The 14,712-nt window shown below is 35.0% G+C and carries 12 protein-coding genes and 1 riboswitch; of the genes, 8 read left to right on the forward strand and 4 right to left on the reverse strand.

Annotated features, from left to right (window positions below):
- The first annotated feature begins 10 nt into the window (after window positions 1-10).
- The 3 genes from M663_RS0106985 to M663_RS0106995 are packed head-to-tail and all read left to right on the forward strand — an operon-like array spanning window position 11 to window position 3,902.
- The gene (locus tag M663_RS0106985) at window positions 11-1,156 is read left to right on the forward strand and encodes a sugar-binding protein (RefSeq protein WP_028992095.1); all 1,146 of its coding nucleotides are present in this window, start codon (window positions 11-13) and stop codon (window positions 1,154-1,156) included.
- Between the two features lie 17 nt (window positions 1,157-1,173).
- Window positions 1,174-2,697, forward strand: coding sequence for a sugar ABC transporter ATP-binding protein (locus tag M663_RS0106990; protein ID WP_004400238.1), 1,524 nt, complete (start codon window positions 1,174-1,176; stop codon window positions 2,695-2,697).
- A 14-nt stretch (window positions 2,698-2,711) separates the two neighbouring features.
- Window positions 2,712-3,902 (forward strand): sugar ABC transporter permease, encoded by a 1,191-nt coding sequence (locus M663_RS0106995; protein WP_029688413.1) that lies wholly within the window; start codon window positions 2,712-2,714, stop codon window positions 3,900-3,902.
- A 54-nt stretch (window positions 3,903-3,956) separates the two neighbouring features.
- On the opposite strand, the gene gcvPB is transcribed toward M663_RS0106995, so the two are convergent.
- Genes gcvPB through gcvT form a run of 4 tightly spaced genes read right to left on the reverse strand, consistent with a single transcriptional unit; the run spans window position 3,957 to window position 8,255 of the window.
- Window positions 3,957-5,411 (reverse strand): aminomethyl-transferring glycine dehydrogenase subunit GcvPB, encoded by a 1,455-nt coding sequence (gene gcvPB / locus M663_RS0107000; RefSeq protein WP_029688414.1) that lies wholly within the window; start codon window positions 5,409-5,411, stop codon window positions 3,957-3,959.
- Window positions 5,408-6,751, reverse strand: coding sequence for an aminomethyl-transferring glycine dehydrogenase subunit GcvPA (gcvPA, locus tag M663_RS0107005; RefSeq protein WP_029688415.1), 1,344 nt, complete (start codon window positions 6,749-6,751; stop codon window positions 5,408-5,410). The genes gcvPB and gcvPA overlap by 4 nt, the downstream gene beginning before the upstream one ends.
- 4 nt (window positions 6,752-6,755) lie before the next feature.
- Entirely contained in the window at window positions 6,756-7,136 is a 381-nt protein-coding gene (gcvH, locus tag M663_RS0107010; protein WP_029688416.1) for a glycine cleavage system protein GcvH, read from the reverse strand.
- A 12-nt stretch (window positions 7,137-7,148) separates the two neighbouring features.
- Entirely contained in the window at window positions 7,149-8,255 is a 1,107-nt protein-coding gene (gene gcvT, locus M663_RS0107015) for a glycine cleavage system aminomethyltransferase GcvT (RefSeq protein WP_029688417.1), read from the reverse strand.
- Window positions 8,256-8,403: 148 nt separating this feature from the next.
- A riboswitch (glycine riboswitch) is annotated at window positions 8,404-8,509 on the reverse strand.
- A gap of 93 nt (window positions 8,510-8,602) precedes the next feature.
- On the opposite strand from gcvT, the gene M663_RS0107020 reads away from it, so the two are divergent.
- The 5 genes from M663_RS0107020 to M663_RS0107040 form a co-directional block, all read left to right on the forward strand.
- On the forward strand, window positions 8,603-9,583 hold the full coding sequence (locus tag M663_RS0107020; RefSeq protein ID WP_029688418.1) for a lipoate--protein ligase: 981 nt from the start codon (window positions 8,603-8,605) through the stop codon (window positions 9,581-9,583).
- 190 nt (window positions 9,584-9,773) lie between these two features.
- Window positions 9,774-11,435, forward strand: coding sequence for a dihydrolipoyl dehydrogenase (gene lpdA, locus M663_RS0107025; RefSeq protein WP_029688419.1), 1,662 nt, complete (start codon window positions 9,774-9,776; stop codon window positions 11,433-11,435).
- 88 nt (window positions 11,436-11,523) lie between these two features.
- On the forward strand, window positions 11,524-11,967 hold the full coding sequence (locus M663_RS0107030) for an OsmC family protein (protein ID WP_029688420.1): 444 nt from the start codon (window positions 11,524-11,526) through the stop codon (window positions 11,965-11,967).
- A 108-nt stretch (window positions 11,968-12,075) separates the two neighbouring features.
- Complete coding sequence (locus M663_RS0107035; protein WP_029688421.1) at window positions 12,076-13,242, forward strand: aminotransferase class I/II-fold pyridoxal phosphate-dependent enzyme; 1,167 nt, start codon at window positions 12,076-12,078, stop codon at window positions 13,240-13,242.
- Between the two features lie 134 nt (window positions 13,243-13,376).
- Window positions 13,377-14,712, forward strand: a 1,336-nt coding sequence (locus tag M663_RS0107040) for a transcription antiterminator (protein ID WP_042805209.1), incomplete at its 3' end; no start/stop codon positions are given.

The raw sequence follows: 14,712 nt of genomic DNA on the forward strand, positions 1-14,712 counted from the left end.
GTAATGTACAATGAGTAACAAGCGCAGACTTATAGTAGTAGCAATAGCATTCCTATTGTTAGTATCTGCTTTTCTTGGTGGTTGTTCTTCTTCCTCAAAACAAACTTCTAATTCCTCAGAGCAAACTTCTGAGAAAAAACAATTGGCTGTTGGTATTGTATTACCGACAAAAGATGAACCCAGATGGATTCAAGATGAGACACGCTTTCAGGATGCATTAAAGAATACCCCTTATTCTGCTGAAATTCTTTTCAGCCAAGGTGACCCTGCTAAAGAAAAAGCTAATGTAGAAACTTTGCTAAGTAAAGGTATAAAAGTGCTTATTTTGTGCCCTCACGATGCAAATGCGGCAGCAGCTTCTGCAGAGGCAGCTAAAAAAGCAGGTGTAAAGGTTATATCTTATGACAGGTTAATACTTAACACAGATGCAGTAGATTATTATGTCACTTTTGATAGTGTACAGGTAGGTAAAGAACAAGGTCAATATTTAGTTGATCATGCAACAGGTAAAGGCAATCCTCTATATCTCTATGCTGGTGCTTTATCTGATAACAACTCTTTCTTATTCTTCCAAGGAGCATGGGAAGTTTTACAGCCAAAGATCGCTGATGGTACTTTTGTAATTGCAAATTCTGACAAAGCAGTTGCATTAAAAGATAAAAAAGACTTAACTCGTGATGAAATGGCAAGTATTATAGGACAAATTACTACAAATTGGGATTTCAATACTGCTAAAAACCTTGCTCAGGCAAACCTTGCTAAGGCGCCAAAAAATTTAAAGGGTAATGTATTTATACTTGCTCCTAATGACGGTACCGCAAGGTCAATAGCAGATACTTTTAAAGCAGATCCGGACATTAAAAGTTATGTAATTACTGGACAAGATGCTGAAAAACCATCTATTCAATACATTATTGATGGCAAACAATCCATGACTGTCTTCAAAGATGTTAGGATTCTTGTTAAGGATGCAATAAATGCTGCTTTGACATATTTAGACGGAAAAACCCCAGAAGCTACGAAAACTTATAATAATGGTGTAAAAGATGTTCCTTCTAAACCATCTCCTGTACAAGTAGTGGATAAGAATAATGTAAAACAAGTTCTAATAGATTCTGGATATTACCAAGAAAGCGATTTTACTTGGCCTAAATAATGTTGGAGGTGTAAAGAATGGGTACCCCGCTTATAGAGCTTGTAAACGTAAGTAAAAGTTTTTCAGGTGTACAAGTATTATTTGGTGTAAATTTTAAAGTTCAACCAAGGGAGATACATTGTTTAGTTGGAGAAAATGGAGCCGGCAAAAGTACTTTAATGAAAATCTTAAGCGGGGTATACCCTTATGGTGAATACGAAGGAGAGATAAGACTTGAGGGATACCCTGTAAGATTTTTTAGCATAAAAGACAGTGAAAAAGCCGGAATTTCCATTATCCATCAAGAACTTTCTTTAGTTCCAGAGATGACAGTATATGAGAATATCTTTTTGGGAAATGAAATTAAAAAGGGAAGTATAGTAGATACTTTTGAGGAAATAGAAAGAGCACGACAACTTTTATTAAAAGTCAAAGGTGAAAATATTAATCCTACTGTAAAGGCTAAGGACCTTAGTGTAAGTATGCAGCAGCTTGTTGAAATAGCAAAAGCACTTTCAAAAAATCCCAAAGTGTTAATTCTGGATGAGCCAACTTCTGCTTTAAGCGAAACTGAAAGTGAAAATCTCCTTATTCTTTTAAAAGGACTTAAAGAACAAGGAGTTACAATTATTCTTATAAGTCATAGATTAAAAGAAGTTTTGAAAGTGGCGGATTCTATAACTGTTTTACGAGATGGGCAAACAGTAGCCTATTTTAATTGCAAAACTGAAGAAGTAGATGAAAAAAAGATAATAAAACATATGGTTGGAAGAGAGATTACAAATCTTTATCCAATGCCTATAGCCGAACCTCTAGATGAACCTATAATGGAAACTAAAAATTGGAATGTAGTTGAACCCAATACAGGCCGCTATTTAGTAAAAGATGCAAACATTGTATTAAAAAAAGGAGAAATAGTAGGGTTATTTGGATTAGTTGGTGCTGGACGTACAGAATTTGGACTTAGCCTCTTTGGGAATCCATATGGCTACATTATTTCTGGAGATATAATATTAAAGGGCAGAAAAGTAAAGTTTAAGACTCCGGAAGATGCAATTAAGCAGGGAGTGCTTTATTTAACGGAGGATCGAAAAGAAAAAGGGCTGATTTTGATAAACAGCATAAAGGAAAATATAAGTTTGGCGAATTTAAAAGCTTTGAAGAAAGGAATTACAGTTGATGAAGCCAAAGAGATAGAAATAGCCCAAGGTTTTCAGAAAAGACTTAATATAAAAGCTCGTAATGTTGAAGTTAATGTTTCTACTTTGAGCGGAGGGACTCAGCAAAAAGTTTTGGTAGCTAAAGGCCTTTTTGCTGAACCAGATGTCATTATTTTGGATGAACCTACAAGAGGTATAGATGTTGGCGCAAAATATGAAATATACACATTAATAAGAGAATTAGCAAGTGAAGGCAAAGCCATTCTCCTTATATCCTCTGAATTACCGGAAATATTGGGAATGAGTGATAGAATATATATAATGAGCAAAGGTAAAATTACAGGGGAATTGAAATCAGAAGAAGCAAATCAAGAAATCGTAATGGCTTATGCCGTGAGCTAAAGGAGGGTTTAAGATTGAAGGAATTTCTTCGCCATTTAAAAGAATTTTTGAAAGATCATGTAAGAGATTATGCTATGTTTATAGCACTTTTTGCAATAATGGCTGTTTTTGCGGCCCTCTCTGGCGGCGATTTTTTATCACCTGTAAATATTAGTAATCTTGTGGACCAGACGGGATATATAGCTGTTCTTGCAATTGGAGAAACTTTAATTATTGTTATACGACATATTGACCTTTCTGTAGGATTTTTGTCTGGATTTTTAGGAGCAATTGCAGCTATATTGATGCAATTTTATCACTTTTCTGCTTTATCAGCCATTATAATAGTGCTAGGATTAGGAACATTAGCTGGATTACTAAACGGTTCGCTAGTAACCTACTTAAGAATCCCAGCTTTTGTTGCTACTTTAGCAGGTTGGTTAGCTTATCGTGGCGCTCTTTTGTTGGCTACAAAAGGATCTGGAACTATTATAATTACCAATAAAACTTTTAATGCTATAGGCAACGGTTTTATTCCAGACTTGCCTTTTATAAATAATATTTTACCTAATTATCATAAGCTTACATTGTTAGTGGGTATTGTAGCAGCAGTGCTAATTGTTTATTTTTCTCTTAAGAATAGAGACCAACAAATTAAAAGAGGATTTGATGTACTTCCATTAGACATTTTCCTTATCGAATTACTTTTTATTGATGCTTTATTGTTATATATAACTTTTATTTTAGCAGCTCATCGAGGGATTTCATGGACCCTTGTAATTATGATAATTACCACAGTTATTTATAGTTTTATTACTAATAGAACCGTTTTGGGAAGACATATTTATGCGGTAGGTGGTAATCCAGAAGCGGCTGCTTTAAGTGGAATTAATGTGAAAAAAATTACCCTTATTGTCTTTGCTTCGATGGGTTTTCTTTCAGGTTTATCAGGAATATTGTTTGCTTCCAGACTTCAATCAGCTACAACTACTGCTGGTACTCTTTTTGAACTTTATGCTATTGCTGGAGCTTATATAGGAGGAGTATCTGCAGCAGGCGGAGTGGGGAAAGTAATCAACTCATTGATTGGAGCATTTGTTATGTCAACTTTGACTAATGGAATGAATCTTCTAGGAGTGGATATTTCGCTTCAGTATATAATTCTTGGAATAGTTTTGGCTGCCGCTGTCATATTTGATGTAGCGACTCGCAGCAAGGAAAGATAAAAAAGACGGGTAAAACCCGTCTTTTTTATCCCCCGCTTTTTCAATGGTCCTCCTTTATTTGCTCCACTTTAAAACAGGATTTCTTGCAGCTAGTACCTCATCAACCCTTCTTACAGGCGTGTTGTGTGGAGCTTCTTTTAAAAGTTGTGGATTTTCTTTTGCTTCCTCTGATATTTTAATCATCGCTTCAATAAAAGCGTCTAATGTTTCTTTACTTTCTGTTTCAGTAGGCTCTATCATTATAGCTTCATCAACAATTAATGGGAAATATATTGTAGGCGGATGGAAACCGTAGTCTATAAGTCTTTTAGCTACATCTAATGTTCTGATATCATTGACTTTTTCTAAGAGACCAGCTAAAACAAATTCATGCATGCATACTTTGTCAACAGCCACTTTATAGTGATTTTTAAGTTTTTCTTTAAGATAATTAGCATTTAAGACGGCCATTTCGCTGGCTCTCTTAAGTCCTTCAGCTCCCATAGTCAAAATATAGGAATAAGCCTTTATAAGCACGTTGAAATTACCATAAAAGCTTCTCACTTTTCCAATAGAAAGCGGCCTATCATAGTTTAAGCTATATATGCTGTCCTTAAACTCTATTACGGGCACTGGCAAAAAGTCGGCAAGCTCTTTTTTGACACCTACAGGTCCTGCGCCAGGTCCTCCACCACCGTGAGGTGTAGAAAATGTTTTATGAAGATTTAAATGCACAACGTCAAATCCCATGTCTCCAGGGCGTGTAATTCCCATTATAGCATTTAGATTTGCGCCGTCGTAGTATAGAAGTCCTCCTGCTTCGTGTACTAGTCTTGCGATTTCTACTATATTTTCTTCAAAAAGCCCCAAAGTACTTGGGTTTGTCAGCATAAGTCCTGCTACTTCATCATTTAAAACAGCCTTTAAGGATTCTAAATCTATAGCCCCTTCTTTGTTGGATTTAATTTCAATTACGTCAAAACCTGCAACTGTTGCACTGGCGGGGTTAGTACCATGAGCAGAGTCTGGCACGATTATTTTTTTACGTTTTTTGTCATTTCTGTGCTCGTGATAGGCCTTAATTATCATGAGTCCTGTCAATTCACCATGAGCACCTGCAGCAGGCTGTAATGAAAATTTGTCCATTCCAGTTATTTCAGAGAGCATATTTTCTAATTCATACATGAGTTTCAAAGCGCCCTGTACAGTTTCTACTGGTTGGTAGGGATGTAGAGCTGTAAAACCGACAAGGGATGCCATGTCTTCATTTATTTTAGGATTGTACTTCATAGTACAAGAACCTAATGGATAAAAACCCGTATCGACGCCGTAGTTTTTATTTGATAAAAGGGTGTAATGCCTTATTATGTCTACTTCACTTACTTCGGGAAGCTCTATTTCTTCTTTTCTCATCATTTGTTGCGGAAGTATGTCTTCTAAAGGTTTTTCTTCTACATCCAACTTGGGGAGAGTGTAGGCTTTTCTTCCTTTATTTGACAATTCAAATATCAATTTATTATACTCTTTCATTCTATCACCTCCAGCAGAGCTTTTAACTCATCAATTTCTTCTTTTGTCCTTTTTTCTGTAAAGGCTAGTAACATTGTATTTTTGTATTTGTCGTAATCTCTGTGGAGGTTGTATCCGCCTAATATGCCCTTTTCTAAAAGTTTTTTGTTAATTAAGTCTACATCTACATCAGTCTTTAATGCAAATTCCATAAAGAAGGGCTTGTTAAAAGCAAGTTTATATTTTCCTGATGCGGTAAGCACTGAAAAAGCATAATGAGCTTTTTGAGTGCATTGATAAGCCACTTCTTTTATACCTTTTTTGCCCATAGTTGCTAGATATACTGCAGCAGTCAAAGCATTTAATGAGTGATTGGAGCAAATATTTGAAGTTGCCTTTTCTCTTCTTATGTGTTGTTCTCTTGCTTGCAAAGTAAGCACAAAAGCACGTCTACCATCTACATCTTTTGTCTGGCCTACTATTCTTCCTGGCATTTTCCGCACAAGCTTTTGCGTTGTAGCTAAAAAACCAAGATAAGGACCACCAAAATTTAATCCATTGCCAAGAGACTGACCGTCTCCTACAGCTATATCTGCGCCAATTTCTCCTGGCGATTTAAGTATGCCGAGAGGTATTGGATGTACGTAAGTAATGAACATTGTTTTATTTTCATGTGTTATTTTCTCAATTTCTTGCAGATCTTCGATGATTCCCATGAAATTAGGATACTGTACAATTACTGCCGCGGTGTTAGTCCCAATTTCCGTTTTTAATTTTTCTAAATCTGTTACTCCTTCATTATCGTCTATTTCAATTACTTGTATATCTCTAAAATGCATATAAGTTTTTAAAACTTTTCGAGTTTCTGGATTTACAGTTTTTGAAACTAATATGGTTTTTCTTTTTGTATTTTCACATGCCATAATTGCAGCTTCTGCACAGGCAGTTGCACCATCATACATTGAAGCATTTGTGACTTCCATTCCTGTGAGGTTTGTAATCATTGTCTGGTACTCAAATATAGCCTGTAAAGTTCCTTGACTTATTTCTGGCTGGTAAGGAGTATATGCCGTGTAAAATTCAGAACGAGATATTATATGCTTTACAACAGAAGGAATATAATGGTCATATACTCCAGCGCCTAAAAAACTTGTCAGCTCTTCAAGGCTTTTATTTTCTTTGGCGTATTTCTTTATGTGAGCTGTAAGTTCTACTTCTGACATTGGACTTCCAAGATTTAAAGGCCTTTTTAAGCGAACTTCTTGAGGTATGTTTTCAAATAGCTCTTCTATAGAATTTTTTCCTATTGTTTTAAGCATTTCTTTTTCGTCATTGGAGGAGGTGGGAAGGTAGGAAAACATATTCTCACTCCTCATCTAAAAATTTTTTATATTCTTCGGCTGTCATCAAATTATCAAGCTGTGACTTGTCTTTGAGTTCTACTAATGCCATCCAACTGCCATAGGGGTCATTGTTTACTAAAGAGGGGTCATCAACAATAGCATTGTTTACTTCAAGCACTTTTCCATCTACAGGTGTGTAAACATCGGAAGCAGCTTTTACAGATTCTACAACTCCAAGTACATCGCCAGCAGAGAGTTCTGCGCCTACTTCTGGAAGCTCAACGTATACTATGTTTCCTAAGGAATGCTGTGCATAGTCAGTTATTCCTATGTATGCTTTATCTCCTTCTACTTTGACCCATTCATGGTCTTTTGAATAATACAAGCCCTCTAAAACTTCCATACCAAATACCTCCTATTTTTTATAATTTTTCTTGTAAAAGTTTTTGCTTATGATTAAAGCCTTAAGTGGCTTATTTCTTATCACAATTTCAATTTGATTCCCTAATTGTGCATGTTTAGAATCAATCAATGCAAGGCCTATATTTTTCTTTAGTGTAGGAGAGAAATACCCTGTTGTTACATAACCTATTTTTTGATTGTCAGCGCGAACTTCATAGCCGTGTCTTGGGATTCCATTGTCTATCATTTCAAATCCCACAATTTTACGCTTAAGCCCTTCTTCTTTTTGTTTTAATAGAGCATCTTTTCCGATAAAGTTGCCCTTGCCAAATTTGACGAAAAACTCAAAACCTGCTTCTAAAGGAGTTATTTCTTCTGAAAGTTCATTTCCGTATAGAGGCAAACCTGCTTCAAATCTCAAAGTATCTCTTGCACCTAATCCTGCCGGTTTAAGTCCATATTCTTTTCCAACTTCAATTATTTTTTCCCACAATTCTACCGCGTATTTATTAGGCATGTAAATTTCAAAGCCATCTTCACCGGTATATCCTGTTCTTGATACTAGGCATTCAATCCCAGCTATTTTTACATTGTCTTTAAAGTAGAAAAATTTAATTTCTGAAAGATCAGTATCTGTAAGTTTTTGAAGTATTTTTTCTGCTTTTGGACCTTGTATTGCAAGCTCTGAAATTTCATCTGAAATGTTATTTATCTCTACCTCATATACTCCTTTGTTATCCTTCATCCATTTATAATCCTTTTCTATATTAGCCGCATTTACAACCAAGTAGAAGTGTTCATCAGAATATTTGTAGACTAATAAGTCATCTACAACGCCGCCATTGTAATTGCACATAAAAGTATAAAGGACTTGATTGTCTTTTAGTTTTGACAAATCATTTGTTATGAGATTTTGCAAAAAGTTAAAAGCTTCTCTTCCTTTTACAGTAATTTCTCCCATGTGAGAAACATCAAAGAGTCCTGCAGCATTTCTCACTGCTTCGTGTTCAGAGATTATACTTTCAAACTGAACAGGGAGAGCCCATCCTGCAAAGTCAATGATTTTTCCATTATATTTTTTGTAAAGGTCAAAAAGAGGTGTTTTTTTGAGGTTATCCAAACATACCACACCCTTTCATAAAATTTAACAGAGGAGTTGTGATGAGCACAACAAGAGAATATGCCATCACAACTCCTCTGTTTTTTAACCTGAGAGCTTCTACTTAAAGTATTGCTCCTTCGGTGCTCTTCCGAGCTTTCCAGAGGTCTATCCGATAGCGATACTTTTGCCTGAGAGCTTCTATAAAGGCTTGGCGGGCCTTTATATTTCCCCTTCGGCTATCTTTTTACAAAGATATCTCTCGCTATCATCATCTAGAACAGTATTAAATTTTTTTAAAATATGCTATACTTTTATTATATTATATTCCATTAAATAGTCAATAATCAAAACGAGGAGAGGTGGATATGCTATATATTTACAATAAGAACACAAATCCCTATTTTAATTTAGCTGCTGAAGAATACGTTTTAAAAGAATTCCAAGAAGAATGTTTCATGCTGTGGAGGAATGAACCTAGCATTATAGTAGGAAAAAATCAAAACACATTAGCGGAAATAAATTTAGATTATGTGAAACAACATAAAATTCCGGTTGTCAGAAGATTATCAGGAGGAGGAGCGGTTTTTCACGACCTCGGCAATTTAAATTTTACTTTTATAGTAAATGAGGATGTCAGCAGTTTCAGTGATTTTAAAAAATTTACACAGCCAATTATAGATGTGCTTAGAAAACTTTCTGTTAATGCTGAGTTTTCAGGGAGAAATGACATAACAATTGACGGCAAAAAAATTTCAGGAAATGCGCAATATTATTACAAAAATAGAATATTACACCATGGAACACTTTTGTTTTCTTCCAGCATTACAGATTTGTCAGCAGCACTTAAGGTGCGACCTGTAAAATTTGAAGATAAAGGTGTAAAATCTGTGTCTAAAAGAGTTACAAACATAAGTGAGCATTTAAAAGAGCCTATTACAATAGAACAGTTTATTGACCTCATTATGAATCACATTAGAGAACAAACCGATGAAAGTGAAATGTATGAATTTACACAGGAAGACATACAAAAAATAGAGAAATTGGTCAGGGAAAAGTATAGCACATGGGAATGGAATTTTGGAACATCGCCAGATTACAGTTTTAAAAATGAGAAAAAATTTACTGGTGGCACTGTAGAAGTAAATTTAAATGTAGAAAAGGGAATAATAAAAGATATAAAAATTTATGGAGACTTTTTTGGAAAATACGATGTTTCAGAGGTAGAAAACCTTTTAAAAGGAGTAAAGCATTCAGAAGAGGAAATAAAAAAAGTACTTTCAAATATTGATATAAACGATTATTTTGCCAACATAACTGTTGACAATTTAATAGAAGTGATGTTTTGAGAGGTTAAAAATATTTTTAGGTTGTTGAATTTTTAACGGAAAAGTGGTAAAATATATACAAACGAAATTGTTAAATAATTGTCGTTTTTATTTTATCAAATTTTACCCCCTCCCACCAGGGTACAGTTTACCAAATGAGATATTGTTAGTGGTCAAAATTATTAAGAAAGACGGAAGTGGAGGTATATTGATGGATATAGAAATAAAGATGCCTGCTTTGTCAGATACCATGAAAAGCGGGCAAATTACAAAATGGTATGTTGAAGAAGGGCAATATGTAGAAAAAGGAGCTTGTTTGTGTGATGTAGCAGTAGATAAAATGAGCTTTGAAGTGTACAGTGATTATGAAGGCATTATTTCAAAAATTGTTTGTCCTGCTGGAACTACAGTTGAACCAGGAGATGTCATTGCAATTATTGCACACTCTGAAGAAGTAAAGTCTTCTTCTACACAAAAAGAAATTAAACAGGAATACGGATACAAAGAATATGATTTAGTTGTCATAGGGGCAGGTCCTGGAGGATATGTTGCTGCTATTAAAGCTGCTAAAAAAGGTGCAAAAGTAGCCTTATTTGAAAAAGATAAATTAGGTGGTACCTGTTTAAATAGAGGCTGTATACCAACAAAAGCCTATGCAAGAATTGCCGAAGTGTATGACATTTTAAACAGAGCTTTTGAATTTGGATTTGACATAAAAATAAACTCTTTTGATTACACTCAAGTTGTAAAGAGAAAAGATGGTATTGTAGGAGAGCTTGTTGAAGGCATTAATGCTTTGCTTAAAGCTAATGGAGTAGATGTTTTTAATGCTGAAGCAAAAGTTGACAAAGAAAAGAATGTACTATTTGGAGAAAACAAAATCAAAGCGAAAAACATTATTATTGCAACTGGGTCATCACCGGCTGAACTTCCTATTGAAGGCATTAATTCTAAAAATGTCATGAATAGTGATACTATTCTTGAAATGACCTCTTTGCCACAAAGTTTATGCATTATAGGCGGCGGAGTAATAGGCATGGAATTTGCCTTTATAATGAATCAATTTGGAGTGAAAGTGTCAGTTGTTGAAATGATGCCTAATATACTTCCTACACTTGATAAAAAGATAAGCTCATCTATAAAATTCGCTGCACAAAAAAGAGGAATCAAGATATATACTTCTTCAACGGTTGAGAGAATAGACGAAGAAGAAGGCGGCGGAAGTATAGTAACAATAAAGAGTGGAGAGAATATAAAACGCATATACGCAGACAAAGTATTTGTGTCAATAGGAAGAAAATTAAACACAGATATTGGACCGATTGCAGAACTATTAGAATTTGAAGGAAAAGCTATTAAAATTGATGAGCACATGAAGACAAATATAGAAGGAGTTTATGCTATAGGTGATGTCACAGGCAAAATGATGTTGGCACATGTTGCATCAGCACAAGGAGAAGTAGCAGTAGATAATATTTTTGGTGAATCAAGTACATTAGATTATATGAAGATACCTGCAGCAGTATTTACAGAGCCAGAGATTGGGTATTTTGGCTATACTGAAGAAGAGGCGAGAAACAAATTTCAAGATGTAAAAGTAGGAAGATTTAATTTTGAGCACAACGGAAGGGCTAAGACATATGGAGAGACAGAAGGTTTTGCAAAAGTGATTTCAAATGAAAAGGGAGAAGTAGTTGGCGCCTGGGTGGTAGGTAGTGGAGCTTCTGAACTTATTCACATACTTTCAACAGCCTGCCAAGAAGGTGTGGATGCGGAAGCTTTGAAGAAAGTGGTTTATGCCCATCCTACCAGGAGCGAAACGATTATGGAAGCTGTTAAGGACATTTTTGGGGAGTCTATACACAAAGTGTAATTTTAACGCCATTTATCTATATGCTTTCAGAGCTCTTATAGAGCTTCCGAAATACATAAAATTTGAAAAATAAAAGGAGGAGTTTGAAATGGCAATTGAAACCTTCAAAGCGGTTTCAAGAAAGTTACCAGAGGGGTTAGCAGTTGAAAGCGAGGTAAGAGGCTTTAAAATAATCTTAGATGAGCCTAAAGAGCTAGGCGGTACAAACAAAGGAATGAATCCTGTAGAGGCTTTGCTTTGCGCTTTAGGTTCTTGCCAGACAATTGTGGCATCAGTTTTTGCAAAGGCAAAGGGTATAGATTTACAAGATTTTTGGGTAGAATTAGAAGGAGACCTTGATACAGACGGATTTATGGGAAAAGCTGGTGTAAGGCCGGGTTTCCAAGAAATAAGATTTAAAATGCATATAAAGACAGATGCTCCAAAAGAAAAAGTAGAAGAATTTGCAAAGTTTATAGAAAATACCTGCCCAGTAGGAGATTCTTTAGCAAATCCAGTAAAATTAGTTTTGTCAGATGTGATTGTTGAATAATAATCAAAAACACTCCACCTTTTTGCGGTGGAGTGTTTTTGATATAGAGGATTTTTAAGATTTTTGTAGAACTATAATAATAAAACTATTGTTTTAGGGGGATTAGATATGAACTTTGAAGACAGAGTGGCAAAAAGAGCGAAGTCCATAGAAATATCTACCATAAGATATTTCTTTAACATGGCACGAGAGGTGCCGGGAGCAATATCCCTTGCTATTGGAGAACCAGATTTTGTAACGCCATTCCACATAAGAGAGGCAGCAAAAAAAGCCCTCGATGAAGGCAAAACAGGATATACTGTAAATCCTGGACTTATTGAATTGAGGCAAGAAATTTCGAATTATCTTAAGAGAAGGTATAACCTTTCTTACAATCCGGAAACTGAAATTTTAGTTACAATTGGGGCTACAGAAGCTATATATGTCGCTTTAAATACCTTGGCAGAAGAAGGAGATGAAGTATTAATTCCAGAACCCTCATTTGTAGCCTATAACCCTTGCACGATTCTTGCAGGTGCTAAATCCGTTTTTGTTCCCACATATGAGGAGGACGATTTTGTATTAAGGGCAGATGTTTTAGAAAAGTACATTACGGACAAATCAAAAGTATTAATTTTACCATATCCTAATAATCCAACTGGCGCAGTAATGCCAAAAGAAGCGATGGAAAAGATAGCTGAAGTAGTTAAAAAACATGACCTTATTGTGGTTACTGATGAAATTTATTCTGAGCTAATATATAGTGGTTTTGAACACGTAAGCTTTGCTTCTTTAAAAGACATGTGGGAAAGAACAGTTACTATAAATGGTTTCTCGAAGTCATATGCGATGACAGGATGGCGTCTCGGATATATAGCTGCACCGGAATATTTTGTGAAACACATGACCAAAATACACCAATACGGCGTGACAGCGGCGGCTACAATGTGCCAGTATGCTGGAATTGAGGCTATAAAAAATGGGGATGAAGATATTTTAAAGATGAGGGAAGAATACGACAGAAGAAGAAAGTATTTACTTCAAAGTGTGAGAGAAATGGGGCTTGATTGTTTTGAACCAAAAGGTGCTTTTTATATATTCCCATCAATAAAAAAGACAGGTCTTACCTCAGAAGAATTCGCTAAGAGACTCCTTTTTGAGGCAAAAGTTGCAGTTGTGCCAGGAAACGCCTTTGGAGAAAATGGGGAAGGATATGTTCGAATGGCTTATGCAACCTCTATGGAAAACCTAGAGGAAGCAGTAAAAAGAATGAAAGAGTTTATGTCCAAGTTTTAAAAAATAAAATGCGGAAGGTGAATAGCATACCTTCTGCATTTTTATTATTATTTTTTTATTTAGTTTACTTTTGCCACATTTAAATTGCAAAATGTTAAGCTTTTCATTATCGTAGAAATAAAGTATAATTTGAAATAAAAGAGGTGATAATTATCACACTCAATGAAAGATGTACTCAAATTCTTGTTAAACTTATCAATTCTAATGCGCCTATTAAAATTTCTGACCTTGCAAAAATATTCAATGTAAGCAGTAGAACTATAAGATATGACCTTGATACAATCGATGAGTTTTTAAAGTACAATAATTTGCCACAATTGATGCGAAAACCGAATGTAGGTGTGAAATTTTCTGAACTATTGGAACAGAGAAATAAAGTTTTATCTCTTCTTGATAATCTTAATATTTATTATTACAACTTATCTCAAAAAGAAAGAGTAAATATCATATTAAGTGAACTTATACAGCAAAAAGACTACATCACTATCAATAGCATTGCAGATAAATTGATGGTGTCAAGAAGTACCATTATAAAAGATTTAAAAGATGTAAGAGAGTGGCTTACACGTCATGGACTTCAGTTAAAGTCTGCACCGAAATATGGAATCAAAGTTGTGGGGGATGAAAAACGATTACGAAGAGCCGCGATAGAACTTCTAACGGAGGTAATTGACGTTAATAAGGCGCTGGATATTGTAAAATCTCCGATTTATACTCGTTCTAGTGTAGGAATTGATAAACAAATTACCAAGCTGTTTGAAGATATAGACATACCTTATATCGAAGAATGTATACAAATAGCAGAAAGAGAACTGGAAACGGTTTTTTCTGATGCTGCATTTTCTGGCCTTGTAATACACATAGCAATAGCAATTAAAAGGATACAACTTGGGAAAGACATAATTATGCCAAAAGAAGAATTAAAAGCTTTAGAAATTACAAAAGAGTTTGCTGTAGCATCAAATATTGCAAAAATGTTGGAGGACCATTTTAAGGTTTCTATTCCACATGATGAAATTGGATATATTACAGTCCATCTTCTAGGAAGCAATGTTACAAAAACGCGACCTTACGCTAATGAAAATTGGGTTGAGTATCAGCTATTAACAGAAAAAATTATTAGGAATGTTAGCAGCAAAATAAATCAAGATTTGTCAGGAGATAGGCAGCTTTTTGAAGGGCTTTTAGACCATTTAAGACCGACAGTATACCGGTTAAGACACGGCCTTAAATTAAAAAATCCTATTTTGGATGAAATTAAGGCAAATTATAAAAAATTGTTTGAGATAGTAAAAGAAAGTCTAAAACCTTTAGAAGATTATACAGGCAAAGAATTAAATGACGAAGAAATAGGTTATTTTACAATACATTTTGGCGCTGCGATTGAAAAGCTAAACATTGCTAAAGCACCAAAGCTTAATATACTCGTCGTATGTGGTACAGGAATAGGTACGGCGAAACTTCTTTCTT

It is taken from the genome of Thermoanaerobacter sp. A7A, assembly GCF_000445185.1.
In the GTDB taxonomy this organism is placed as follows: domain Bacteria; phylum Bacillota; class Thermoanaerobacteria; order Thermoanaerobacterales; family Thermoanaerobacteraceae; genus Thermoanaerobacter.

Excerpts from the sequence above, each read along its gene's own strand:
- M663_RS0106985 (WP_028992095.1), top strand. The coding sequence starts at position 11 with ATGAGTAACAAGCGCAGACTTATAGTAGTAGCAATAGCATTCCTATTG.
- M663_RS0106990 (WP_004400238.1), top strand. The coding sequence starts at position 1,174 with ATGGGTACCCCGCTTATAGAGCTTGTAAACGTAAGTAAAAGTTTTTCA.
- gcvPB (WP_029688414.1), bottom strand. The coding sequence starts at position 5,411 with ATGAAAGAGTATAATAAATTGATATTTGAATTGTCAAATAAAGGAAGA.
- gcvPA (WP_029688415.1), bottom strand. The coding sequence starts at position 6,751 with ATGTTTTCCTACCTTCCCACCTCCTCCAATGACGAAAAAGAAATGCTT.
- gcvH (WP_029688416.1), bottom strand. The coding sequence starts at position 7,136 with ATGGAAGTTTTAGAGGGCTTGTATTATTCAAAAGACCATGAATGGGTC.
- M663_RS0107020 (WP_029688418.1), top strand. The coding sequence starts at position 8,603 with ATGCTATATATTTACAATAAGAACACAAATCCCTATTTTAATTTAGCT.
- lpdA (WP_029688419.1), top strand. The coding sequence starts at position 9,774 with ATGGATATAGAAATAAAGATGCCTGCTTTGTCAGATACCATGAAAAGC.
- M663_RS0107030 (WP_029688420.1), top strand. The coding sequence starts at position 11,524 with ATGGCAATTGAAACCTTCAAAGCGGTTTCAAGAAAGTTACCAGAGGGG.
- M663_RS0107035 (WP_029688421.1), top strand. The coding sequence starts at position 12,076 with ATGAACTTTGAAGACAGAGTGGCAAAAAGAGCGAAGTCCATAGAAATA.